Source organism: Criibacterium bergeronii (assembly GCF_001693775.2).
Taxonomy (GTDB): domain Bacteria; phylum Bacillota; class Clostridia; order Peptostreptococcales; family Filifactoraceae; genus Peptoanaerobacter; species Peptoanaerobacter bergeronii.
This window is the reverse complement of sequence record NZ_MBEW02000001.1, coordinates 55,118-80,224: the sequence shown is the minus strand read 5'-3', so window position 1 is coordinate 80,224 and position 25,107 is coordinate 55,118. Positions and strand designations below refer to the sequence as shown.

Sequence of the window (25,107 nt, the reverse complement as noted above, 5' to 3'; positions counted from 1 at the left end):
CCCGCCTCTCATGTAATAGCAATATCCGCTTTAATTCAGCAAAAATAATCTTTCGTTCATTTATGAGACTATTATATAACATTTTCCTGTATTATATATGATCGTTTTCCTGTTTTATGAATTTTACACCATTTATTTATGATTGATTTGCATTTTTATGATTTTTGGTTCTTTGTCAATAGGTGGAGGATAAAAAAACTTCTACTTATTGACATAACATCAATAGAGCCTTAAAAATATCAATTTTCTGAAATTATCATAGTCCCTTAATCCACAAGATATTCGTTTTATTACTTTTATTTTGTTGTTGTTACCTTCTACAAAACCGTTGCTAATACCGTGTTTTATTATGTTTACTATCTCTTGTTTCCAGCTTTGCAGTGTCAGTTTTAACTTCTTTGACTGCTTTGTTTCTAATTTTGACAATCTGTCTATTAATCCGTTCAATCTCCTTTCAAATGATAATGGTTTTTTCATATCTATAATCCTATGAAACTCTTTTACTATATAGTATACATATCTTTGTTTTTTTACGTGTGCTGTTAATTTTTTCTGTTGTGAGCAGGCAGTGTTATGTTGACTGTTCTATAGTCTTTCACGTGTGGTTTTACACCACAGCAATGCGGGCTTTTGTCGATTTTTACGCAGTAAACATCATATGAGTCTGAATTTTTAACTGTTTTGATGTTTTTTACTCCTTGAAGTTCAGGTCTAAAAGTGTTAAAATGTTCTTGCATAGATATCAATCCTTTCTATTTTTGTGCTAAGAAATATGATAATACAGAATTGATATTTATGCATCTTTTTTTGAATTTTTTGTCAAATCTAAATGAGAATTGTCAGCTATTCTCATTTAAATTTGACTTTTTTTATTACTCCTTTCTTTGCTATATTTTTCTTTGTACCCCCCCCACTTAATATTATAGAGCCTGCAAAAATTGCATGACTTTCATTTAATTTGACAACTAAGCATAAAAAACGCATCTCCTATAATTACTTATAAAAGATGCGATTAATATATTCAAACTTTTTTTAATAGGGTTAGCCTATACCGCCGAACTTTGCACCGGCAATTAGAGCAACTAGTGCTAGTATACAGTATATATATTTTCCAAGTGGGTAAAACCATGAGCCGATTGGTTTTTTAGCACCCATATTTACTTGTTCAAGTACAAAATCTTTTCCTGCTACCCAGAAGAACATTATACCTGCAAGTAGAGCTCCAAGTGGACAAATGTAGATAGATACTACGTCCATCCAAGGGGATACTATTGCTTGTATTAATAAGGCAACAATTATTCCTAAAATGTGTATTACAATTGTTGCATTTATTCTTTTAAGTCCAAATTTTTCCTGTAAGAAAGCAACAGGGGCTTCGTAAAGGTTGATTATAGAGCTTACACCTGCAAAAAGAACGCAGACATAGAAAACCATTTCTATTATTCTTCCACCAGGCATACCGTTCATTACATTAACTAGGTGTATAAACATAAGCCCTGGACCACCTGAGTCAAGTTGTCCTCCACTTACAGCTATAGCTGGAATTATAACAAAAGCTGCAAGCAAAGCTGCTAATGTATCAAAGAACGCAACGTTTCTAGCTGAGCTAGGTATATCTTCGTCTTTAGAAAGATAAGAGCCATATATTACAGAACCATTTCCTGCAACTGAAAGTGAGAAAAATGCCTGACCAAAAGCAAATACCCATACCATAGGATTTTTAAGACCTGCTGGGTCAATTGTAAATATATAGTTGTATCCTGCACTTGCACCTTGCTGCATGGATACATATATAGCTAAAGCAATAAATAGGATAAATAATGCGGGCATCATAATTTTGTTGGCTTTTTCAATACCACCTGCGATACCCATACTCATAATAGCAAATGATACAATCATGGCAATAACTATCCAAATATTAGCACCCCACGCACTGGCAGTAGCACCAAAAGTTCCACCTATTAAATCCATGTCGCTACCCATAGCAAACATAGAGCCGGATAATGCCATAAATGTATATTTGAATATCCAACCCATTACACAGGTATAACCAATAGCAAGAGCCAGTGAACCGATTATTGGGATTATGCCGATAGCCTCTCCAAGTTTTTTATTTCCTCTTTTTTCCATCGCCATACCAAAAGCACCAACAGGACCGGCACTAGCTGCTCTACCTAATGAAAATTCTTCAATTACTCCGGTAGAACCGATAAGTATAACAAATATAAAATAAGGGATTAAGAATGTCATTCCGCCAAATTTTGAAACCATTACAGGAAATCTCCAAATGTTTCCCATACCAACTGCTGAACCTATACAGGCAAGTATAAATCCCCATTTGGTAGCAAAACCATCTCTTTGTAATTCAACATTATTATTATCCATGATGCCTCCTTTATTTATGTAATTGATTGATACGTCTAATAGATTTGGTGGTTTAAGACGTATCAATCAAAACACTTATTATCTGATTACTTCATTATTTGCTTTCATTTGGATATGGTTCAAGGAAAGCATGGAAGTGACGCATTGGAAGATTATGTCCCCAAACTATTTTCATATTAGGGATAGACTCTCTATCTTCATATAATGCTTTAACAGCAGCTATAACGTAGTCAAGGTGTTCTTGAGAAAGTCTGCTTCTGTCTATAGCAAATCTTACAACGTTAGCAAGCTCTGCTTGTTGTTCAGGAGTTTTTAGGTCATATTCCATAGAGTAATCACCAAGTTCAGACACTCTGATGCCGTATCTTCTGATTAATTCTAGTGAGAAACCTTCACCTGCAAAAGTATCATGTCCACGTTTACCATCAAAGAATTCATCCATGTTGATATATACAGCGTGTCCACCGGCAGGAAGAACTACACCTTTAACACCGGCTTTATAGAAACCTTCTGCCAGGTAGTTACATTGTGCAACACGTTCGCTTAGGTAGTTGAAATCGCAGCTTTCATATAGACCAACTGCAAGAGCCATGATATCTCTGCCTGACATACCACCATAAGAGTCGTTACCATAGCAAGAAATTTGTTTAACCTTTAGTAATACGCCAACGTCAGTTTTTACTGTACCATCTTCGTTGAAATCAGAGAAGTTTTTCCAGAATAAGCCTTTATCTCTGAATGCAACCATACCACCCATGTTAGCGTGTCCGTCTTTTTTAGCTGACATACAGAACGCATCGCAGTAAGAGAACATTTCTGTAGCTATTTCAGCTATGGATTTATCGGCATAACCGTCTTCGTTTGTCTTGATGAAGTAGCAGTTTTCTGCCCATCTAGCTACGTCAAATACTAGTGGGATATTGTATTTATGAGCTACTCTGTTTATTTCTTTGATGTTAGCCATAGATACCGGTTGTCCACATATTGGGTTGTTAGTGATACAAGTAAAGATTAGTGGAACATTTTCAGGACCTACGCCTTGTATTAATTGTTCAAGTTTTTCTATATCCATGTTGCCTTTGAATGGATTTTTTTCGTATCTTCCACCTTCAGGAACTTCGTATAGTAATTCTTTATTGTAAAGGTTACGCGGAATAGAACCCATTTGTTTGATATTACCTTCTGTAGTATCAAAGTGTCCGTTTGAAGGAATAGTGAATACTTTTCCTGGGTGACGGGCTGTTAAGATTTTTTTAACGATTTCCATTAATACAGACTCAGCAGCACGACCTTGTTGGATAATAAATGCGTTTGGACGCTCCATCTGAGCAGCACCACCATTTATTAAGCCACCTTCATATTCGCAAAGGTACATTTCGTCCATCATTTTTTCAACGTCACGACAGTCTGTACGAACTAAATCTACTACCTTTTTCCAGTTCTTTTCGCCACCACGTTCAAATATATCACGGAATGTGTCAAGTAAAACATAGTAACCGGTGTTTCTACCATAGGCTTCATCGCCTAGGAAAATTGATGCCCATTGTTGGTTTGTCATAGCTGTAGTGCCTGAGTCAGAAAGCATATCTACAGTTAACATTCCTGATGGAAAAGCAAATTCATTGTAATGAGTTGATTTAAGAGCCCTTTCTCTTTGTTCAACTGTTACATTTGGTACATCACGAACTGCATAAGAAAAGTGATGTGGTGTTGGAACATTTAATTGGTACTTCATAATACTACCTCCATAAATTAATTGTATAATATAGAGGACCCCGGTCACCTGATATGTGCAAATTTTTACGCATAATTATGTAAAAGTTATGATTAAGTATACTTCATTTACCTTTTACCAAAGTGCTTTTCGCTCAAAATCCGGCTGGCGGACAGTACCCGTTTGGTTATTTGGAAAATATTATGTAAACATTTTCCACATTGAGTTTACTCCTGTAATGAGGTTTTGTCAATAAAAAAATTAATCAAAATCGTTTCACATTCAAAGTTATACTATTATCTATTTAAATAATCACTATGCTTGAAAAAGTGTAGTTGTGTTTGACGAGCGGGATTGCTAACGCTGTGAGCGTAGCGAACAAAAGTATCCAAAAGGAAAATACAACTGCACTTTCAATCAGGTTTTAGTATTAAAATTTTTATTATTCTCTACTACGGAGCATTTTTAAACATTTAATATTTATTTTATTTTCTCAAAATACTTATCCTTTATAACCTCTGTATCGGAAAAATAATCTGCCAGTGAATGATTTTTTGAGCTAAACAATAGTGTAATGAACAGTATTGGCAATTTTAACAGGAAGAACATACACACACCTTCTCTAATAAGCGTGGTCAAAAAGGATAATTTTTTTTCTTTTTTGTGGATTATTCTGATGCCCATAGCCATTTTGCCAATGCTCTGTCCATTTGTTATATATGTTATAAAAATTAAATATATTACAAAACTAATTACCCAAGAGTTGTCATTTAAAAATCCATCCTGCCCCACAAATTTAGTAAATACTTCATTTAACAGATTTCCTATCAAAGCATCTATCATAAATGCCACTAATCTTGAAAATGCTCCTGCTTTTATTGCTCTTATTTGGTTTGTATTTGCTCTGTAATTCGTATTTTGATTTTCTTTAAAATTTGAATTAGTATTAAATGACTTTTTTTGTTCAAAATATTTATAGCTATTTGAGCTGTTGTACTTATTTAATACAATATATTCCTCAGCATTTATTAATTTATCGACTTCATTTTGAAAGCTCATTTATTTCCCTCCATAAAGATACATAGGTCTTGCAGGAGTAGCTGTAGCATCCTTTACGCTTTCCAAATCTTTTTGTATTGAGCCCTTTGAAATATTTTGAGCCATGCCGCTGAAAAGCTGTGCCAAATCATTGAAGGAGTCTCTGTAGTTATAATTTACTACAGCTGAATTTTCAAGCTTGTTATCTTTTTTTATATCTTCTAAAGTGGTTTCATAATAACCGATTTTATCAATCAATTTCTTTTCTAACGCCTGTCTGCCGTCATAAACTCTGCCGTCTGCTATACTCCTGACATAATCTTGCGATAACTTTCTGCCGTCTGCCACTACTTTTACAAATTCAGCGTAAGAGGAGTCAACCATTTGCTGTAAAATTTGTCTTTCGCTTTGAGTCATTTGTCTTGATGTGCTGCCAATATCTTTGTAAGTGCCGGATTTTATGACATCTTCTTTTATGCCATATTTTTCAAATAAACCGCTTAAATTAAGTGAGCTCATTATCACACCTATTGAGCCTGTAAGAGTTTCGTTTGAGGCGTATATTTTGTCACAATTTGCCGCTATATAGTATCCGCCACTGGCACAAGTTGCTCCCATGGAGGCATAAAAAGGTATATTTTTTTCTGATTTAATTTGCTTAATCTTATCAGATATTTGTGCAGACTCATATACTCCCCCTCCGGGGCTGTCTATTTTTAAAATTACTCCCTTTACATCTTCATCATTTCTTACTTTTTCCAAAGAGTCCATGATTTCATTTTGGTATCTGCCAGCTTGTATCACGCCGGTTATATCTATAACTACAATTTTTGAAAAGTCATCACCTTGTTCTATGACTTTTTCCTTGCCATAATTTGCACTGTCAAAGCTAGTTAAGCTTGTCCACTCATTCGCCTTGATTGAAAGTTTAAATGCAGAAACTGCTAAACTTATAAATAAAACAATGACTGCTATAACAATTGCTACTATTCTTTTTGCGTTCATAAAAACTCCTCATAATTAGTCAATTACTTAATTATATTAAGCTTTATTATACATCATTAGACATTCAATTGCAAAACAATATTGTTAATGTTAAATATTAATTTGTCACGATTTTGTAATTTTACATTTTTGTGGTATAATGAAAAAAATATTTGTCCATATCTGAAAGGAGAAGGCTCTGCCTGTTAAATATGATAAGAAAAGACAATATAAAAGAAAATATAACAAATAAAAATCTAAAATCAGTAATTACAAAAGTTTTATCTGAAAACTCACAAGAAAATCAAAACCTACTTGTCGATGAATTATTAGGTGCTGATTTATATGTTTTGGTAGATTTTGAGCAAGGTGAGGATAACAAAATATCTTCTATAACTATGCTCAAAACTATAAATGCAGACCAAGAGTCTTACTTGCCTGTATTCACAGACGTAAATGAAATGGAGTCTGCTCAAAAAAGCTCAGGCTTTGAAGAAACATTAGTTAGCTTTAACGAATTATATGAAATAGTATGCAATAAGGAAAGTGAATTTTCCGGTTTTATTATCAATCCCGGTAGTGATGAAATAATAATTGATAAGGAGCTGCTCACCTACATAAAGGAAAATAAATTGAACCCGGAAAAAAATCACAAGGTAGTCATAAAAGATACCGATGATATTGAAGTATCTAAGCTTTCAGAGGATTTATACCCTACTGATATGATAAATGCGTTAAAAAAATATTTTGAAAAAAATCAAAATATTTCAAAGGCATATATCACTTATATCAAGCAGGAGGGCTCTCAAAGCTACCTTTTGGTAACTGACTTTGAAGGCGATAAAGAAAAGACCTTCAGAGAAATTTCTGATATCGCTAAACCATATTTATATCAGATTTACCTTGACCAATTAGAATACAACACGACCTTCGGTAAAGAAATCACTTCCAACCTAAAACCATTCTACCGCAAAAAAATATTTGGTATATTTTAAAAAGTGAAAATCATGACAAAAGAAAGCTTTTATAATTCTTTAAAAAATTTAAATATAGAAGTAACACAAAACCTGTACGAAAGGTTTGAAATATACTACGAAAATTTGGTCTCCTATAACGAAAAAGTAAACTTGACCGCTATCACAGAAAAAAATGATGTATTTATCAAACATTTTTTGGATAGCGTAAGTTTACTTTCTGTTTGTAATATCAAAAAAAATTCCGGTGTTATAGACATTGGTACTGGTGCAGGATTTCCTGGTATTCCTCTAAAAATTGTAAGAGACGATATAAATTTAACTCTAGTTGACTCTCTTGCAAAAAGAGTTGTATTTTTAAATCAGATGGTTGAGTTGCTCAATTTAAAAAATACTGTCGCCCTTCACTCAAGAGCTGAAGATTTATCTAATAAAGAGGATTTCAGACAACAATATGACTACTCTGTATCAAGAGCTGTTGCAAATATGCCGGTTTTGTTAGAATATGTAAGCCCATTTGTAAAAGTTGGCGGACAGATAATTTTATTAAAAGGCTCAAAGACAAAAGAAGAAATTGAAAGCTCCAAAAACGCAATAAAAGTCCTTGGACTAAAATTAGAAAAAGTTGATAAAATCGAGCTTTTTGACAAGGTTAACGAGCATTATATAGTAACTTTTAGTAAAATAAAGGATACTGCAAAAAAATATCCAAGAAATTCAGCTCAAATCAAAAAAAATCAGCTATAATTTATTATATCGTTGTTTCATTAATTATAAAAATATTCTATTTAAGGAGAAGGAATGAGCGAAAATATTAACAATAATCTACCGGATGACAAAAATGGTGTAGAACCTATTTCAAATAATAATATCAATACCGATTTTTCAACTACTATAGAAAAATCTCCAAAAAAAGATAATAAAAAGCTGCTAATGATTATTGCAGCACTAATTGTCATCGGAGCAATGGTCGCTGCAATTGGTTTTTTATCTAATCCCAAAGTCAAAATAGCAAAAGCGTTAGCTGGCGTGCCAACAGAATTTACAAACACATTAAACGATTTTGCTCCGGAAATAGCATTTGGCAACATTATCAATACTTCATACGAAACTGGCGTATCTGATATGCAGTCAAAATTAACCATCACTTATGCTAACTTAAACGGTGGCAAGCCAATAACTATTGACTTTATTACCAAAAATAATCCAAAGGCAAAAAAATCAGCGATGAATTTCAATTTTGACCTAGGCGGAGTAAATTTTGCTACAGATATGATAGCACTCGGTGATGAATTTTACTTTAACGCTCCGTCACTTTACTCTAAACCCTTAAAATTAAATCTAAAAACACTTGGACAAGACCTAGCTTCATCACCTGCAAAAGCAGATTTAGAAAATACAGGTGCAGAGGTTGACGAAAACTTGAGCGTAGATTTTTATGCTACACCTAACTCAAACAAAGAGCTTGAAGACGGCTTTAAAAAATATGCAAAAGTAGAAATAGATACACTTACTAAAAATATGAAGGTTGAAAAAGTTAAAGTAGCAGACACATATAGCTCTGATTTAACAACTCTTGGCAGGGCAGCTAAAGAAGTGACTGCTTATGAACTAACTATAAAAGCCTCTGATATAAAAGCACTTTTAAATAAAACAGTAGACTACAATGCTAAAGTACAGCAGGATAAATTTGACAGCTTGTACGACAGCTTTAAATCAGAAACAGATAGCCAAAAAGAGCAGATTAACTCAATGGATTTACCCGAAACCGTAACTTCTACAGTCCTCATTGAGGATAAAAAATTAATAGGAGTAATATTTAACAACGAAGAGGAAAATAGTGACATAAAAATCTATCTAGCCGGAAAATTAAACACAACTGACAAAATCGCAATCATAGCTACCGATGAAAACGAACAATCTGCAAACGTAATAGAAATGCAAAACACAAAAGACCTCAAGACTATAAACATTTTATCCAATGAACACGCAGCCGCAGATGCACTCAAAAACGTAAAACCTGTAAATGAAATCACCAACACCGGCGATGTAATAACTATTAAAAATGTAAAAAATTCAAAATCTTATGACATAAATCTCAGCGAAATAAAAACAGGAAAAGCCTTTAGAGCTAAATTTGAACAAATTCCAGTAGAAGTAGATGGGTACAAATTAATGGACTTTTCCGGAGAAATATTTGTGGGAATAGAGTCTCCTGAGATTACTGCTCCGGAAAATCCTCAAGACTTATTAAAAATGGACGAAAAATCTTACGAAAAATTTAAAACTGAATTGGTAGATAATTCTAAAAAAATAGGTGCTCAGTTTATGTTTAAATTAACCACTGGTGGCAATATACCGGATGAGGCATCTTCCATAGGCATAATCGGCGGTGCTGATGGTCCAACCGCTATCCGCATAAAAAAATGAATTTATAAGAGGTGACACAATGCAGCTAAAATATGATTTTGATAAAATAATAGACAGAAGTTCAACCCATACAAGAGCAATTGATGAAATTCCAATCCCAAATGCAACAGTAAACAAAGCTTTTACAAAAATCCCAATGTGGATAGCAGACATGAATTTTGAGACAGTGCCATCTATTCCAAGAGAAATAATCAAAAGAACAGAGCATCCGCTTTATGGATACTTTAACCTTCCTGATGAATATTTTGACGCAATTATTAACTGGCAGTCAAAAAATAACGGTGTAAAACTCCAAAAAGAAAATATCGGCTATGAAAACGGCGTACTAGGTGGAGTTGTAGCAGTAGCAAATATATCAGGAGCATCAGGCAGTGACATATTAATCCACAAGCCAACCTATCTAGGCTTTACAAAATCACTTAAAAACAGCGGATTTAATCTAGTTCATTCACCACTTTATATAGATAGTGACGGCATATGGAGAATGGATTATGAAGATATGGAGACAAAAATAAAAGAAAAAAATATCCATACCGCAGTTTTTTGCAACCCTCACAATCCGGCAGGCAGAGCATGGACTAAAGAAGAAATAGAAAAAGCCTACGAAATCTATAAAAAATATGACGTAACTGTAATAGAGGACTGTATTTGGTCAGATTTAGTCATAAATGACAACAAATTTACACCGGCACAAAGCATAAACGAAGATGCAAAAATGAGGACAGTATCCTTTTATGCCCCATCAAAAACCTTTAACCTAGCAGGATTGGTCGGAGCATATCACATAGTCTACAACAAAACACTTAGTGATAAATTATTAAAACAAAGCTCCCTTTGCTATTACAATAAACCTAATGTACTTTCAGTTTCAGCACTGATTGGCGGCTACAATGAAGAAGGTCATGAATGGATGTGCGAGCTTAGACAAGCCTTATCAAACAACGTAAATTATGTATACGATTATATAAACGAGCATTTTGATGGAGTAAAACTACAATTACCTGAGGCTACTTATTTAGTATATCTTGATGTAAGTAAGTGGCTACAAAAACATAATATGACACTGGATGAACTTTTAAACCTTGGCGTAAATTATGGTATAATTTGGCAAGACGGCAGAGACTTTTTAAATCCGGACACAATAAGATTAAACCTAGCCCTACCACATAGCTTAGTAAAAGATGCTATGGATAGATTAGATAAATATGTATTTAACGCAAACTAAACCAAAAGGATTGGATGCAGAAAAATTTTTTCTGTAGCCAATCCTTTTTTATACTAACTTGCATAAGAAAGTGTAGTATTATTCTGTAAACTTATCAAACATTTTTAATTTTTCTTCCAGTGATGTATTTCTTTTTTCTTCGTAGATGTTATCCACCATCTTTTTTATATTTCTTTGGTCGCTTACTATTACTAATAATTTTTTTGCTCTTGTCATGGCTGTATACAAGATTTTTCTTGTGAGGAGCATCGGTGCTACGCCTAGTATTGGCAAGATTACCGCTTTATATTCAGAACCTTGGGATTTATGTACTGTCAGAGCATATGCCAACTGGATTTCTCCCAGCTCGTCAAAATCATAGTAAGAACTTTTGCCATCGTCAAATTCTACTGTAAGAAATGAATTTTGTTTGTCGATTAATTTTATTGTGCCGGTTTCGCCGTTAAATATGCCATTGCCCTTTGTGTCGTCGGTCTGCCACTCTTTTTCGTAATTGTTTTTTATGTGAATTATTCTGTCTCCCACTCTAAATGTCCTGTATTTATCCTTGTATTGTCCTTTAAATGGGGTAAATGGGTTTATCGAATCTTGTAATAAATTATTTAGCTCAAAAGTGCCGAGTGCTCCTTTTTTCATTGGTGCAATTACTTGGATTTCTTGAGGTGTTATGCTATAATACTCAGGCAATCTCTTAGACGCCAGCTCTACTACCAAGTCTCTTGCACTGTTCATGTCACTTCTTTGCATTATGAAAAAATCGTCAAACTCCTTTGACACTATTGGATAATCTCCGTTATTTACCCTGTGAGCATTTACAATTATCCCGCTTTTTTGTGCTTGTCTAAATATTTTTTCTAATTTTATATATGGAATAATATTTGAATCCAAAACATTTTTTAGTACATTTCCTGCTCCAACCGATGGCAACTGGTCTTTATCCCCTACTAATACAAGATGTGTGCCATCTTTTACTGCATCCAACAAGCTTTGCATAAGTCTGATGTCTACCATTGACACTTCGTCAACTATAATCACATCTGCGTCAATTGGCTCGTCTTCGTTTTTCCCAAAAATTTCTGTGTCGCTGTCCTCTGAAAATCCTACCTCAAGTAGTCTATGTATCGTACTGGACTCCTTACCGGTTGTTTCAGTCATTCTTTTTGAGGCTTTGCCTGTTGGTGCACACAGTTTTATTTTTTTGCCCAGCTTTTCAAAGACTGTGAGTAACAAAAATAATGTAGTCGTCTTTCCTGTACCCGGTCCTCCTGTGATAATTAGCACATTGTTTTCTACAGCCTTATAAACGCAGGAAATCTGTTCTTCGGAATATTCTATTATGCTTTGTCCCACTTCTTTTTTTATTATTTCGTCTGATTTATCTGATGTAGTAAATTTTTTTTCGCCGGTGATTAATTTTATTAGTCTTGCTGCAACTTGGGTTTCCGCCTGTGCTAAATAATATAGATAAACCTTTAGCTCTGATACATCACCTGAAACTGTTAGTAGCTTTTTGCCGCAAAGGTCTATTATTATTTCGTAAAGCTCTTGCTCATCATCATAGCCTATTAAATTTTTGAGTTCTGTCGCTAAATTTTTAAAATATACATAAGTATGTCCGTTGTAGCTTGCCTCCTCTAGGCAAAAAAGTATTGCCTGATACTTTCTTTGCTTTGAGTTTAGGTCTGTGCCAAGTTTTTTTGCTATTTCGTCTGCTTTTCTAAAGCTTATGCCTCTTACGTCTTTGCATAACACATATGGATTTTGATATAAGACCTCAAGAGTGTTTTCTTTATACACGTTGTAAAGTTTTACAGCTAAATTTGCAGATATCCCATATTTTGAAAGGCTAATTATCACATTTCTGACGGCTATGTTTTGATTGTAGGTTTTTATTATTTTTTCTAATTTTTTTGAGCCTATGCCCTCTATTTCAAGTAATCTTTCGGGTTCTTTTTCTATTATATGGAAGGTGTTTTTGCCAAATTTTTCTACTATTTTTTCTGCAAATTTTGCACCAATGGATGAAATTACTCCTGAGGACAAATACTCTACTATGGCTTTTTCGTCTTCAATTTTCGCTGGAGCATATGACGAAATTTTAAACTGCTTGCCGTACAATGAATGATTTGTATATTCTCCTGTAAGCTCAAGATTTTCACCTATGTTTGTACCAGCCAGCGTGCCAACGACAGTTATTTCTTCTCCATCAGCTAAAAATATTGCTACAGCATAGCTACTGTCATCGGACTCATATATTAACTGTTGTAATTTACCGGTCAAAGTCTGCATTTTTCACCTATTGATAAAAAACTATTCCATCAAATACTTCTAATTCTTCTGCCCTGAGTTGTATACCATTTGTAGAGTCTATTAGCTTTTCTTTATTTGTAACTGTGTTTACTAAGTGCAGGTATCTTTTTTCATAAAAATCTACTACGTCTTCGTTTATATCTCTTGTAAACTCTGCAACTTTAAGCCCTGTTGCTACGTTTCTTACAAGGACTTTTCTTTGGTCTTTGTAAACCTTAAATGCCTCGTCTTGGTCAAAAAATAAATCTACACCGATTTCAAGTGCGGTAAAAAATTCTATTTTTAAGTTATTTTTATTTAATTTAAATATTTCTTCCTTGCCAAAAAGCACCTTATCCTTAAAATCTCTGCTGTTTTTTAACACGCTTTGGTGCTTGGTCTTTTTATAATAGACGTAGCTTTTGCTGGTGTGGATTACTCTAATTATACCCTCTTCTTGGATTGAGTCCAAGTCTAAAAATTCAATCTTTGCGGTGTCATTTTGCTCAAAAAATTTTTCTATTTCTATCGCTTTTATGGAATTTTGGTATTGATTAAGCTGCTCCCCAAACATCTGCATCTCATATTCATCATCAATCTCATACTCTGTGTTTGTGAGTAGCAGGGTTTCATCCTCCTCAGGCATATAAAATTCCTCTGATATTACATATTTTTCGTTGGGCGATATCTGTAACATTCCCATAGAATATTTCAGCTTATAATCCTGCACTTCAGTGATTGATGTATTTTTTATGTCTATTAAATATTCTTTTGTGTAATCAAGCAGATTTTCTCCCATAGCGTTAATTATATCAGCTAATATATACTTTGGTGTGAGTATGGTAAATCCATCGAAAAAGTATTCATATGCAGAAAATTTTATCGAAAAGACCAGCTCCTGCCTATAATCAGTAAAATCTAAGGTATAAAATTTTAAACTCTGATAATCCTTATCCTTGTCGTCTCTTTTAACTATGCTGTAGACTAGATAATCTTGGTCATCTATAATATTTATACTCTGCATATCGGCAGGCACAAACATTTCGTATTTATGTGGATTTTTTGTGTGCTCTCCGTAGTCTATTCTGTTTAGTGATTTTATTTTTATGTCATATCTGTAAATGCCATCAGTTATGATTTCTCCAGTGCCTATTTCTAATTTTTTAACCAAATACACTAGATTGTCTTTTCTTTTAATTGGATAAAAGTTAATCTTTGGCACCTGCTGATATTTTTTTAATTCTTTTAAATCTACTTTTATCAAGTTTCCAGTCCTTACTATATTTTGTAAAAATATATTAAATGCTTACTGTACTAAAATATATTGGCAGGGGCAACTTCATTTTGGGGATTTTTAGCTTGCTTAGATGCAGCCTGTTGCAGCTGTTGTTTATTTGCTTGTTCTGCTTGTTCCTCCTGCCTTTTTTGTAGCAGTGCTTGGTAATTAGTATTAACAGCCAGATTTGCCCTTAGTATGTCATCTGTCAATATGGTGTCCGAATATACTCCGTATGCTTGGTTTGACTCAAAATCGCTTATAGTTTTCATATCGTCATTTTCTGTATGGAAATATACTCTTTGCCCCATGGACGAAAGTAACATAGGCAGCTTTGTTGCTGCTCTGTAAGTATTGTCCATGGTTACAGCATATAAATCATTTCTTTTTGCAAAATCTATTACATTATAGTCGCTCATATTAGTCCTGTATAATGTAAAGATTATGTTATCAAAGCCATAGTTTTTAACATCTTGATACTGGTCAGTGCTATAAATTTGCGGTATAAATCTGTTTTTTAAATCTCCTGATTTCTCAGCTATTGCTTTTAGAGCTTCTATATCACCTTTTACATCAGTAACTATATATGCAGCCTTATGTGTCTTTAAAAACTCTAAGACATCTTCAATTGTCATTTGTTTAAGGGCGTATAATAGATTTTGGCTTTTAAATTCTTCAAGGCTTAAATACAAATTTCCCATTCTTCTTTGAGCAAGCTTGGCAAATGTACCCCAGTCATGGACAGCAACTATGTGATTGTCTGTAGTTAAATCAAAATCCAGCTCAAAAATTCTTGCACCTTTTTTATAGTTTTCTGTTAATGACTGATAGCTGTTTGTGCCTATCAGTCCGGCTATTTCTCCGCCTGCATGGGCAACATATCTATCATTTGTGATTTGTGGTCTTTTATATATAGTCGGTGCTACTTGATTTACCGGCTCAAGAGCTAGACTAAGTGCCTGACTTGCTGTATAAAACTGTCCTGTAGGTGCAACCTTTGATACTGTAGCGTTATTTATGTCATTTGTCATATACATTTTGACGTTTTTGCTTTGCATATGCTTTTTTTCTGTTTCAGATGGTACATAATTTTTGTAAAAAAGAAATATATCTTTTGTTTTGTTGTTGACTACATAGCTGTATATGTCGTTTTCACCTTTTAAATCTACTAATGCCACGTTGTCAAAGCTCTGATAAGGGTTTAATACCTTAGTTATTTCAGGGATAATTTTATCCTTATTTTTTATTGATAAACCATTTAGCAGTTGTATATTATCAACCGCTTGGTCATCACTTTTTACAAAAAATCTTGCATCCGGATAAGCATTTAAAAACTGGTTGATATCTCCTATGCTCATTTGAGACTGGCTGTTTAGCATTTTGTATGAAAAATATTGGTCAATGGTCGGTCTTCCCGTTGTAAGTCCGTAAAATTCTTTGAAATAAAAGTCAAAATTCTTGGCTAAAACCACTTGTGAGTCAGATGTAGCAGACACACTTATTTCAAAAAGTCTAAAGCCTCTGTCATATAGCATCTGTAACTCTTGCTTGCTCTGAGACTCTAATGATACTATATAGGCTGTGTTTGCCACATTTTGCAGTATGCTTTTACCTTGCACTTGCGGTGTTATCTTGGCATCTTTTCTTGCCTCTATATCTTCTTTTTCAGCTTTTTTTTGAGCTGTATTATTTTTATCTGTTTGGAGCTTGGTAAGCTCAGATTGTTCCTTTTGATTTACCATGTTGTTAATATCTTGAATACTTGGGTCTACTTCACCATAAGCTGTAGTGCTTAGCATAACTCCTACTACAGTAAGACAAGTCAAAAATTTCTTCATAATTCTCCCTTAATCATCAGCTAAAATGATTTTAAACTACTTTAACATTTTCTTTTCCACAAATTTCTTTAAGCTGCTCAAGTAGCTCATCATTGTAATATACGTTTTGACCTTCTTTGGTGTAGGTCATTTTTGTTTTTTCATCGTAAAATATAAGATTTGTATCTCCGCTATAATGGAAAAATCTTTCCACTTTTCTCACTTCAAAGGATGTAGAAAAATCTTTTACTCTCACATATATTTTAAGCATCGGGCTTAGCTCGTCTGCACTTTTTATCACATCTGCAAGTAGCTGATTTCCATCATTGTTGCCGTAGCCTACACTTACTTTACCCTCAATATAGATTATTTCATCTTTTTTTAGTAAGTCTCTTACATTTTTATATAAACTTGAAAAAACTGTCATTTCCAGTACGGAAAATTCATCGGATACTTTTACAAATGCCATGTCATTTCCATTTTTGTCTGTTATTACTTTTACTTCTGTTACCATGGCTATCAGTTTTTGCTTTTCTGTTTTTATATTTCTAAAATCTACTTCTTCTTCGTCTTTTCCGATTTTATCTATATTTAATGTGTTTGTATTAGCAAATCTTTTTCTTACAGCTTTATATTTATCAAGAGGGCTGCCGCTGATGTAAAATCCTAAGCTTTCTTTTTCTTGAGCAAGTAAAATTTCTTTTCTAAATTCGTTGATTTTCGGTTTTTCTTCAAACACAAAATCTGCCAGCTTGTCTGTGTTGAAAAAATTTATCTGTCCTTTTATGCTGTTTCTTTTGTCCGAATTTACAGATGCTAGTATGTCCTCATAATGAGCCATCACATCTGCTCTTGTATAGGAAATGCTGTCAAGGCTACCTGATTTAATAAGTGCCTCTATTACTCTTTTGTTGAGTATGCCGGAGTCCAGTCTCCTTGCCATATCTTCAAAGGACTTATAAAGCCCGTTTTCTATTCTCTCCTTGGCAATAAGTTTTGCTGCCTCAGAGCCAACTCCTTTTATTGCACTTAATGGAAACCTGATTGCATTATCGCCTTGCACAACAAACCTGTCTGCTGAAAAATTGATGTCCGGTGTCAATATTTTTATATCATTTTCTTCGCAGTCCAGCTTGCAAGGTACGATTTTTTTCTCACTTTCAGTACCACCTATATATGATGTCATCAGTGCAGCCATATACTCAGGCATATAATACGTCTTTAAATAGGCTGTCTGAAAGGCTACTGTGGCATAGGCGGCAGCATGGGACTTGTTGAAGGCATATTTTGCAAAATCAATCATTTCATCAAAAATTTTGTTTGCAGTTTTTTCGTCTACACCGTTGGCTATACAACCCTTTATACACTCTTTTTCATCACCATAGATAAACTTTTGCCTTTCCTTTTGCATTGTCTCCATTTTTTTCTTAGACATGGCACGACGAACTAAGTCCGCACCTGCAAAGGAATATCCTGCTAAATCTCTAACTATCCTCATTACCTGCTCTTGATAGATTAAAACTCCATAGCTTTCTTTTAATATCGGTTTTAATTTTTCATGATGATATTTTATTGAGTTCGGATTTTTTTTATTTTCAATATAAACGTCCTTGAACATCATTGGGCCTGGTCTGTAAATAGATGTTCCTGCGATGATATCCTCAATATGGGTTGGTCTTAACTGCTTAAAATAGTTTTTTACACCAGTTGCCTCTAATTGAAATACTCCTAAGGTATTTCCATTTGATATATTTTCAAATACCTTTTGATCCTCGTAATCTATTTTTTGCAAATCTATATCTATATTCCTACGCTGTTTTATATCTAATATCGCATCGTTTATTACTGTAAGAGTTCTTAATCCTAAGAAGTCCATTTTTAAAAGTCCAAGCTCCTCCAGCGTATTCATGTCAAATTGAGCCACTACGTTGTCCTGCTGTGCAAAAAGAGGTACAAAATTGTCTACCGGCTCTCCTGCTATAAGCACTCCCGCTGCATGAGTGGAGGCGTGTCTTGGTAAATCTTCTATTGTCTTTGCTGTGTCAATTAACTGTTTTACCTGTGACTCGGTCTCATATCTTTTTTTGAAGTCCTTATTCATAGAAAGAGCCTCGTCTATGCTTACAGGAATATTATTTTGAGATGGAATCATTTTTGACAAGCTATCGCCAAGCTCGTAGCTAAAATCCATGACCCTTGCACAATCTTTTATAGCCGCTTTTGATTTTAATGTACCAAAGGTAATTATCTGTGATACATGGTCAACTCCATACTTTTGCTTAACGTAGTCGATTACTTCTTCACGTCTTTCATAGCAAAAGTCAACGTCAATATCCGGCATTGATATACGCTCAGGATTTAAAAATCTTTCAAAAAGCAAATCGTATTGCAATGGATTAATGTCCGTAATCTCCAAACTGTAAGCGACTATTGAGCCAGCCGCAGAGCCTCTGCCCGGACCTACCGGTATCTTATTTTTCTTGGCATAGTTGATAAAATCCCACACTATTAAGAAATATTCGTTGTACCCCATATTATCTATGACAGACAGCTCATAGTCCAGCCTTTGCCTTATTTTTTCGTCTACAACCTCATATCTTTTATTGATGCCCTCGTCACATAGCTTTTGCAAATATTCCTTTGCACTTAATCCATACGGCACATCGTATTTTGGTAAATGATATGTGTGGAATTCAAAATCAAAATTACACATATCAGCAATTTTATTTGTATTGTCCAGTGCCTCTAAATCCTTTGGAAAAATTTCTTCCATTTCCTGTCTGGATTTGAAATAAAATTCGTTGGTCTGAAATCTCATCCTGTCGGTATCGGATAACTTTTTGCGTGTTTGTATGCATAGCAGTATGTCGTGAGATTTATAATCTTGCTTGTCTGTATAGTGCACGTCATTTGTTATTACTAGTGGTATACCTGTTTGCTTTGATATTTCACGCAAAAATAGATTAACTCTTTTTTGGTCCTCTATGCCATGGTCCTGCATTTCAAGGTAAAAATTGTCATGCCCAAAAATTTCTTCAAATTCCTGAGCTTTTTTTGTAGCTCTGCCAAACTCTCCTTGCAACAGTAGCTGCTGCACATCACCTGCAAGGCAAGCCGATAATGCTATAAGTCCATCACTGTATTTTTTTAACAGCTCCATATCTACTCTTGGCTTGCGATAAAATCCATGGGTATAGCTGATGGAGACTAATTTTATTAAGTTTTGGTAGCCTGTTTTATTTTTTGCAAGCAAAATCAGATGTCCTGATTTTCCATCTATGGACTCCTTGTCTGCTATAGTCCTATTCGCAGTGTAAACCTCGCAGCCAATTATCGGTTTGATACCTCTTGCTTTAGCTTTTTTATAAAACTCAACTGCACCAAACATCACACCATGGTCTGTGATGGCACACGCTGTCATACCCAGCTCTTTCGCCTTGTCCAACACCTTGTCTATTTTTGTAAAGCCATCTAAAAGTGAATATGGAGTATGTAAGTGAAGATGGGTAAATTGTTTATTTTGTTCCATTTTATATTCCCTATTTATTTAACTTTCTCAATAATACCTATTACTTGCGACATTTTAAAATCAAGCTGTAGATGCAAGCTGGGTTCAGTTGTAATTAACTACAATTAAAATTTAAGTATTTTATCGTGTTTTAATATTATTTAAAAAATTCGGCCTTTTTTCATTTAGCCTACACAAGCTGACTAATTTTTTTGATTAAATAATCCTGCTCTAATACCAAAAGCTTGACTCTTTAATATAGAATTTTTATTTTAAAAAACGTACTTATATTATAACATACTTTACTTAGGAATTAACTCATGTAAACAAAATGAAATGATACTTATTTGCTGTATTGTGACATTGGTAGCAATTGGATAAGAAATGTCTATGACAAATAGGACTTAACTTTTTTGAATTTTCTGCCCCACGTTTACGCTTGTTAAAATATCTATATCAATGTTATAATTGTTTTAAAATTCTCAAAATAAATATTTAAAATAAGGAATTACTACTATGAAACGAAAAAGACCAAAAAAGAAAATAGTATTTTTCTGCATTGCCTTAATGCTAATAGTTTTATTTATCTCTTATAGATTTAATTATATCCCTCACAAGATGTATAGCACCGAATACTTTAATATACAGCCATATAAAAGTGCTATAGATATGGATAATGACGGTATCGATGACCAAAGCGATATTTTATTATCCTCCCGCAAATATTTGGAGCGTAAACCCAAATATAAAAGCAAGTATTATGCGTCCGGCTATCCTGATGATGAGTATGGTGTCTGCACGGATGTGGTAGCAAATGCTTTACTAGGAGCTGGATATGATTTACGAGAGTTAGTGGACGCTGATATCAGGCTACACCCTGATATGTATAATATTGATACTATAGATAAGAATATAGATTTTAGGCGAGTAGTCAATCTAAAAGTATACTTTGCTAATAACGCAATACCTTTAACAACAGATTATAATATAATAGACCAATGGCACGCCGGAGATATTGTAATATGGAAAAATCACATCGGAATTATATCCAATAACCGAAATAAAAGGGGAATACCCTTTGTGCTGCACCATTCTTCACCTTATCAGGCAAATTATGAAGAAGATATTCTTGAAATGTGGGGCAAAATTATCGGTCACTATAGGGTTTCGTAGATTACTAAATCTGATTTTTGTGCTGTTGCAAACCCCAGTTTGACAATAAAAAAACTATGAAAGTTAAAAAATTTTAATATATAGAAGATACAAATACTACTTGCAAATGTAACAGAAAATAACGTATAGTAGTAACTGTTAAATTTTAGATAATCTAAATATTACAATAATTCTCAAAGGGACTAGGAGAAGTAAGCATTTTTTCGCTCACTTCCACAGCCCCTTTGATTTAAATAAAAAAATTTTTTTATGTTTTATGTCTTTTCATATTAAGCAATTCATAATTGTTGTAATTTTAAACTAAAAATTACTATTTTTTTAACCCTTTTATAATTTCATGAATACTTAGAATATATTTGTAGTCTATTTTATTTAAGTCACTAACAATTTCTCTAATTAAACTAAGGTAGTAGCATGAATTTCTTTTCAAGATATATGCTACAATTTTCAAAGTAAATTAGTATAAATGTTCATACTATAAATTTATATCACTTTATAGAGCCATATCAATCATCAGCTTGATTTTACTTATTAAAAAAAGCTAATTTTAACTGTTAAAAGTTAAAATTAGCTTTAATTTTTGATTAATCATATTTATTTGTTAAGTGCTTTTTTAGATGTGTTTACTAATGCTTCAAAGCCCTTTGGGTCTGCTATAGCCATTTCAGAAAGCATTTTTCTGTTGATGTCTATGTTGGATAATTTTAGTCCGTGCATGAATGTAGAATAGCTCATGCCGTATTGCCTTGTACCTGCATTTATTCTTGCAATCCACATAGCTCTGAAGTTTCTCTTCTTTTGTTTTCTACCTACATAAGAGTGAGCTAAGGCTTTCATTACAAACTGGTTGGCTGTTCTGAATAATTTAGACCTAGCTCCCTTGAAACCTTTAGCTAATTTTAATATCTTTTTATGTTTTTTCTTTGCATTAAGTGCTTTTTTAACTCTTGCCATTTTTTATTCTCCTTTTATCCGACTATTTTTTACTTGTAAGGTAATAGCTGTGTAATACGGCTAGTATCGCCTTTAGACATTATGGTAGCTTTTCTTAGGTTTCTTTTTCTCTTTTGAGATTTTTTAGTCAATATATGAGATTTGTACGCTTTGTTTCTTTTGATTTTGCCTGTGCCTGTGATTTTAAATCTCTTTGCTGCTCCTCTATGAGTCTTCATTTTTGGCATTGTTTTTTCCTCCAATTTTATAAAAATCTTTGCAGTTTATTTTTTAATAGGTTCTACCGTAAGTACCAAGGAATTACCCTCCATTTTAGGTTTGGATGGCGGCGAGACATACTCTGCTATGATTTTCAAGAAATCATCCATTACTTCAAAACCTAGTTCTTTGTGTCCTAACTCTCTGCCTCTATATCTTACTGATATTTTGACTTTGTCTCCTCCTGATAAGAACTTAATCGCCATATTTGCCTTTGTATTTAAATCGTGGGTATCTATAGCTGGTCTAAGTCTTATTTCCTTTACAGACATAACTTTTTGTTTTTTCTTGCTCTCTTTTTCTTTTTTAGCTAGTTCATATCTGTATTTTCCGAAATCCATTATTTTACATACTGGGGGAGTTGAGTTTGGAGATATTTTAACTAAGTCGAGTTGTTTTTCAACTGCCATTGCATAAGCATCTTTGCTGGACATTATACCAAGTTGCTCTCCATCTTCTCCGATTAGTCTAACTTGTTTGTCGCGAATTTGCTCATTGATTTGTTGCTCTTTAATAATCATGCACCTCCTATAAATTTGGTAACTAAAAAACGGATAAGCATACGCTCATCCGCCCTATTTACGATATACCTATATATATCGACTTTAACTGCATTAGTAGTTGAACCCTAAAAGCTTTCGCCATAAGGTGAGAAACGGATATTTCTGCTTTAACATTGTTATTATATCATGTATTAATGAAAAGTCAAGTAAAAGATTTTGCTGTTGTACTTTATTTTATGAAATAAAAAATCGCATCTAGTACATAAAGATGCGATTTGAAAAAGTAAATTTATTTAAAAGTCATATACTACCAAATTCAAACTTACTCAGCCTAGAAAGCTATATTTCTTAAATCAGGTATTTATCCTGTATTCATTAGGTGTCATAGCTGTAATTTTTTTGAATAGCACATAAAAGTATTTTTTGTTAGAAAAACCAAGCGATAATGCTAACTCTTCTATTGTCAAGTCGGAGTCTTTTAATAACACCTTTGCTTTATCTATGCGGTAGTAATTTATATAATCACCTATTGACTTACCGGTTTTATTTTTAAAAAGGCGATTTATATAAGCTGTGTTCATATCAAATTTGTCTGAAATTGTTTTAGCACTTAGATTTTTATCTAGGTAGTTTTGCTCTATATATTCTATGATATTGTCAGTCAAGCTAGCAGTTTTTTGGGCTGATTTTTCTTTAAAATAATTTTCTATTATAGGTAAAAAATCGTCAAAAACTCTATATAAATCTTCAATTTTATCGAATTCTTCGATTTTTGAATTTAATTTATAACCTTCTGTATCACCATTTATTTCCTTCATACATGATAAAACTATATTTTTACATCTATTGTATACATATTGGACTACATCATATCTTCTGTTCTTGAGTAAATCGACTGTTTGCTCCCACTTTTTGTAGAATGCGTCTACATTTCCTGTTTTTAATCTAGCTTTTAGATAAGTGTAATCCTTGCTGTCTACAGGATTGTTGGAAAGTTTTTCGCAAATCAGCTTTTCTTCTATTATATTAGTTTCGTCAGCTAACATTACACTGAGCTGATTTAGTTCAAAAAGATTATTTTTATGTTCAATCAAGGTTGAAAAATCCTTGAAAAGTGTACTTAAAAAGCATCTTACTCCTAGATTTTGATAGATTAGCTCCTGACATCTTAGATAATCTTCATAATCATTAAAAATGCCACATAGCCAGTAAGTGTTGGAATATTTAGATACAATGTGATTAGGGTATTCGTTTTGTATTGCCAAATAGATGTCTTTTCTATGTGATGCTTGAATGAGCATGAGACCGAATCCACTTTTTTCGGATAAATCCACTGCAGTTATATCAGAAAATAAAAGGGTTGCATCAGGTGCTACGCTTTCAACTAGAATATCATATAATACTAGATTTAAATTTATCCTTTTTGAATGAATTAAGACATCGCCCAATTCTTCTTTTAATGATGAAACTTTAACAGGGGTGTCTGTATTATCATTGTGCACTGCCTGATTGTTGTATTGCTGGGTGTTTTTTATAGCCTTTATGGTATCGTTCATCTGAAAAAATGGCAATATAGTGTAAGATATAAGTATAAACAACATTGATATAAAAACTAAAAGTAAAACAAAGAGTACGAAATAAAATATATTTTGAATACGCACTAGCTTTGGTAGTAGATTTTCTAATTTTGAACTTCTGATGTACTTATTCTTATCATTGTCATAGCTATAGGAAAAAGTTGTATATCCTGTTTTTTTATCTTCTAAATAGCTGTTTGATGGCACACTTAATAATTTTTTTATGTCATCATTTGTATAGCTGTCAGCCATTACATCTGATGAGGCGACCAATATATTTCCGGTAGAGTCCAAAATTAGCATATTATCAATCGTGTCATCAAGGAGTAAAGTTTTTTTATACCAATTACTGCTCACAGTGAGGATTAACATTCCAGGCAAAGGATAATTTTGTTCATTTTTTGCATAAAAAACAAAGGCATAATAATCGTCTTCAAATTTATTATTGCTATGACAAAGTATAGGAACGTCAGATTTTATACCGCTCCTATGGATAAATAAATCCTTTATAAAGTAATTTTTGAGGTTAGAAATATGCACTTCTGAGTATTTATCATTTGTTGAAAATACATATCCGTTAAAATCGTTTAAAATATATACATCTTGAACAAAATCAAATTTTTTAATCGTTTCAAGTATGTGTTTTCTTTCATTTTCGTGTATAGATTTTGAGGAATAAAATCTTTCCATCATTAAATTTTGGACAGACTCTGTATCAAATACATAATTTCCATAATCAAACACAAAGGTATTAACAGTGTCATATATATAATCAAGCTCTCTTGCAAAACTGTTATGGGCATCTGAAATGGAATTTAGAGATATTTCCTTAAAGGAGTTAAAAAGCCAAATAATAGTAAAGGAAAAAATTAAAACAAAGCCCATGACAATGCCTATTATTATGTTTTTTATTTTATTTTCACTGGCTATTTTTAACATTATACCTCCAAGGTTAGGTTTAAAAATTGTACTTTTGTTAAGTTCAATTTTTTCTAAACTTTA

The 25,107-nt window shown here is 33.2% G+C and carries 18 protein-coding genes and 1 pseudogene; 5 read left to right on the top strand and 14 right to left on the bottom strand.

Annotated features, from left to right (window positions below; genetic code table 11):
- Positions 1 to 219: 219 nt before the first annotated feature.
- The 6 genes and pseudogenes from BBG48_RS11080 to sppA all read right to left on the bottom strand — a co-directional run.
- Positions 220 to 516 (bottom strand): annotated as a pseudogene (locus BBG48_RS11080) (transposase); the annotation flags it as partial.
- A 26-nt stretch (positions 517 to 542) separates the two neighbouring features.
- Positions 543 to 737 (bottom strand): hypothetical protein, encoded by a 195-nt coding sequence (locus BBG48_RS00395; RefSeq protein WP_068911549.1) that lies wholly within the window; start codon positions 735 to 737, stop codon positions 543 to 545.
- A 304-nt stretch (positions 738 to 1,041) separates the two neighbouring features.
- Positions 1,042 to 2,385, bottom strand: coding sequence for a sodium-dependent transporter (locus tag BBG48_RS00390; RefSeq protein ID WP_068911547.1), 1,344 nt, complete (start codon positions 2,383 to 2,385; stop codon positions 1,042 to 1,044).
- A 94-nt stretch (positions 2,386 to 2,479) separates the two neighbouring features.
- On the bottom strand, positions 2,480 to 4,120 hold the full coding sequence (locus BBG48_RS00385; RefSeq protein ID WP_199560368.1) for a tryptophanase: 1,641 nt from the start codon (positions 4,118 to 4,120) through the stop codon (positions 2,480 to 2,482).
- A gap of 459 nt (positions 4,121 to 4,579) precedes the next feature.
- On the bottom strand, positions 4,580 to 5,158 hold the full coding sequence (locus BBG48_RS11190) for an RDD family protein (protein ID WP_068911545.1): 579 nt from the start codon (positions 5,156 to 5,158) through the stop codon (positions 4,580 to 4,582).
- A complete protein-coding gene (sppA, locus tag BBG48_RS00375; protein WP_068911543.1) occupies positions 5,159 to 6,142 on the bottom strand; it encodes a signal peptide peptidase SppA in 984 nt (327 codons plus the stop codon).
- 191 nt (positions 6,143 to 6,333) lie between these two features.
- Between sppA and BBG48_RS00370 the strand changes: the two genes are divergently transcribed.
- The 4 genes from BBG48_RS00370 to BBG48_RS00355 are packed head-to-tail and all read left to right on the top strand — an operon-like array spanning position 6,334 to position 10,750.
- Positions 6,334 to 7,116, top strand: a complete 783-nt coding sequence (locus BBG48_RS00370; protein ID WP_068911541.1) for an enhanced serine sensitivity protein SseB C-terminal domain-containing protein — start codon at positions 6,334 to 6,336, stop codon at positions 7,114 to 7,116.
- A 12-nt stretch (positions 7,117 to 7,128) separates the two neighbouring features.
- Positions 7,129 to 7,842 (top strand): 16S rRNA (guanine(527)-N(7))-methyltransferase RsmG, encoded by a 714-nt coding sequence (gene rsmG / locus BBG48_RS00365; RefSeq protein ID WP_068911539.1) that lies wholly within the window; start codon positions 7,129 to 7,131, stop codon positions 7,840 to 7,842.
- Between the two features lie 54 nt (positions 7,843 to 7,896).
- Positions 7,897 to 9,525 carry a hypothetical protein gene (locus BBG48_RS00360; RefSeq protein ID WP_068911537.1) on the top strand — a complete coding sequence of 543 codons (1,629 nt, stop codon included), beginning with the start codon at positions 7,897 to 7,899 and terminating at the stop codon, positions 9,523 to 9,525.
- Positions 9,526 to 9,544: 19 nt separating this feature from the next.
- Positions 9,545 to 10,750: a MalY/PatB family protein gene (locus BBG48_RS00355; protein WP_068911536.1), complete on the top strand. Its 1,206-nt coding sequence runs from the start codon at positions 9,545 to 9,547 to the stop codon at positions 10,748 to 10,750.
- A gap of 78 nt (positions 10,751 to 10,828) precedes the next feature.
- Here BBG48_RS00355 and recD2 read toward each other — a convergent pair whose 3' ends face one another.
- Genes recD2 through BBG48_RS00335 form a run of 4 tightly spaced genes read right to left on the bottom strand, consistent with a single transcriptional unit; the run spans position 10,829 to position 19,661 of the window.
- The gene (recD2, locus tag BBG48_RS00350) at positions 10,829 to 13,039 is read right to left on the bottom strand and encodes an SF1B family DNA helicase RecD2 (RefSeq protein ID WP_068911534.1); all 2,211 of its coding nucleotides are present in this window, start codon (positions 13,037 to 13,039) and stop codon (positions 10,829 to 10,831) included.
- A 7-nt stretch (positions 13,040 to 13,046) separates the two neighbouring features.
- Entirely contained in the window at positions 13,047 to 14,303 is a 1,257-nt protein-coding gene (locus tag BBG48_RS00345) for a hypothetical protein (protein WP_068911533.1), read from the bottom strand.
- A 50-nt stretch (positions 14,304 to 14,353) separates the two neighbouring features.
- On the bottom strand, positions 14,354 to 16,153 hold the full coding sequence (locus tag BBG48_RS00340) for a glycerophosphodiester phosphodiesterase family protein (RefSeq protein WP_068911531.1): 1,800 nt from the start codon (positions 16,151 to 16,153) through the stop codon (positions 14,354 to 14,356).
- A gap of 31 nt (positions 16,154 to 16,184) precedes the next feature.
- Positions 16,185 to 19,661 carry a DNA polymerase III subunit alpha gene (locus BBG48_RS00335; RefSeq protein WP_068911530.1) on the bottom strand — a complete coding sequence of 1,159 codons (3,477 nt, stop codon included), beginning with the start codon at positions 19,659 to 19,661 and terminating at the stop codon, positions 16,185 to 16,187.
- Between the two features lie 495 nt (positions 19,662 to 20,156).
- On the opposite strand from BBG48_RS00335, the gene BBG48_RS00330 reads away from it, so the two are divergent.
- A complete protein-coding gene (locus tag BBG48_RS00330; protein WP_068911528.1) occupies positions 20,157 to 20,813 on the top strand; it encodes a DUF1287 domain-containing protein in 657 nt (218 codons plus the stop codon).
- A gap of 594 nt (positions 20,814 to 21,407) precedes the next feature.
- On the opposite strand, the gene rplT is transcribed toward BBG48_RS00330, so the two are convergent.
- The 4 genes from rplT to BBG48_RS00310 all read right to left on the bottom strand — a co-directional run bounded on the left by rplT (position 21,408) and on the right by BBG48_RS00310 (position 25,044).
- Positions 21,408 to 21,767 (bottom strand): 50S ribosomal protein L20, encoded by a 360-nt coding sequence (gene rplT, locus BBG48_RS00325; RefSeq protein WP_068911526.1) that lies wholly within the window; start codon positions 21,765 to 21,767, stop codon positions 21,408 to 21,410.
- A gap of 29 nt (positions 21,768 to 21,796) precedes the next feature.
- Positions 21,797 to 21,994, bottom strand: coding sequence for a 50S ribosomal protein L35 (rpmI, locus tag BBG48_RS00320; protein WP_068911524.1), 198 nt, complete (start codon positions 21,992 to 21,994; stop codon positions 21,797 to 21,799).
- Between the two features lie 36 nt (positions 21,995 to 22,030).
- A complete protein-coding gene (gene infC, locus BBG48_RS00315) occupies positions 22,031 to 22,546 on the bottom strand; it encodes a translation initiation factor IF-3 (RefSeq protein WP_068911523.1) in 516 nt (171 codons plus the stop codon).
- Positions 22,547 to 22,881: 335 nt separating this feature from the next.
- Positions 22,882 to 25,044, bottom strand: coding sequence for a helix-turn-helix domain-containing protein (locus tag BBG48_RS00310; protein ID WP_068911521.1), 2,163 nt, complete (start codon positions 25,042 to 25,044; stop codon positions 22,882 to 22,884).
- Positions 25,045 to 25,107 lie beyond the last annotated feature (63 nt).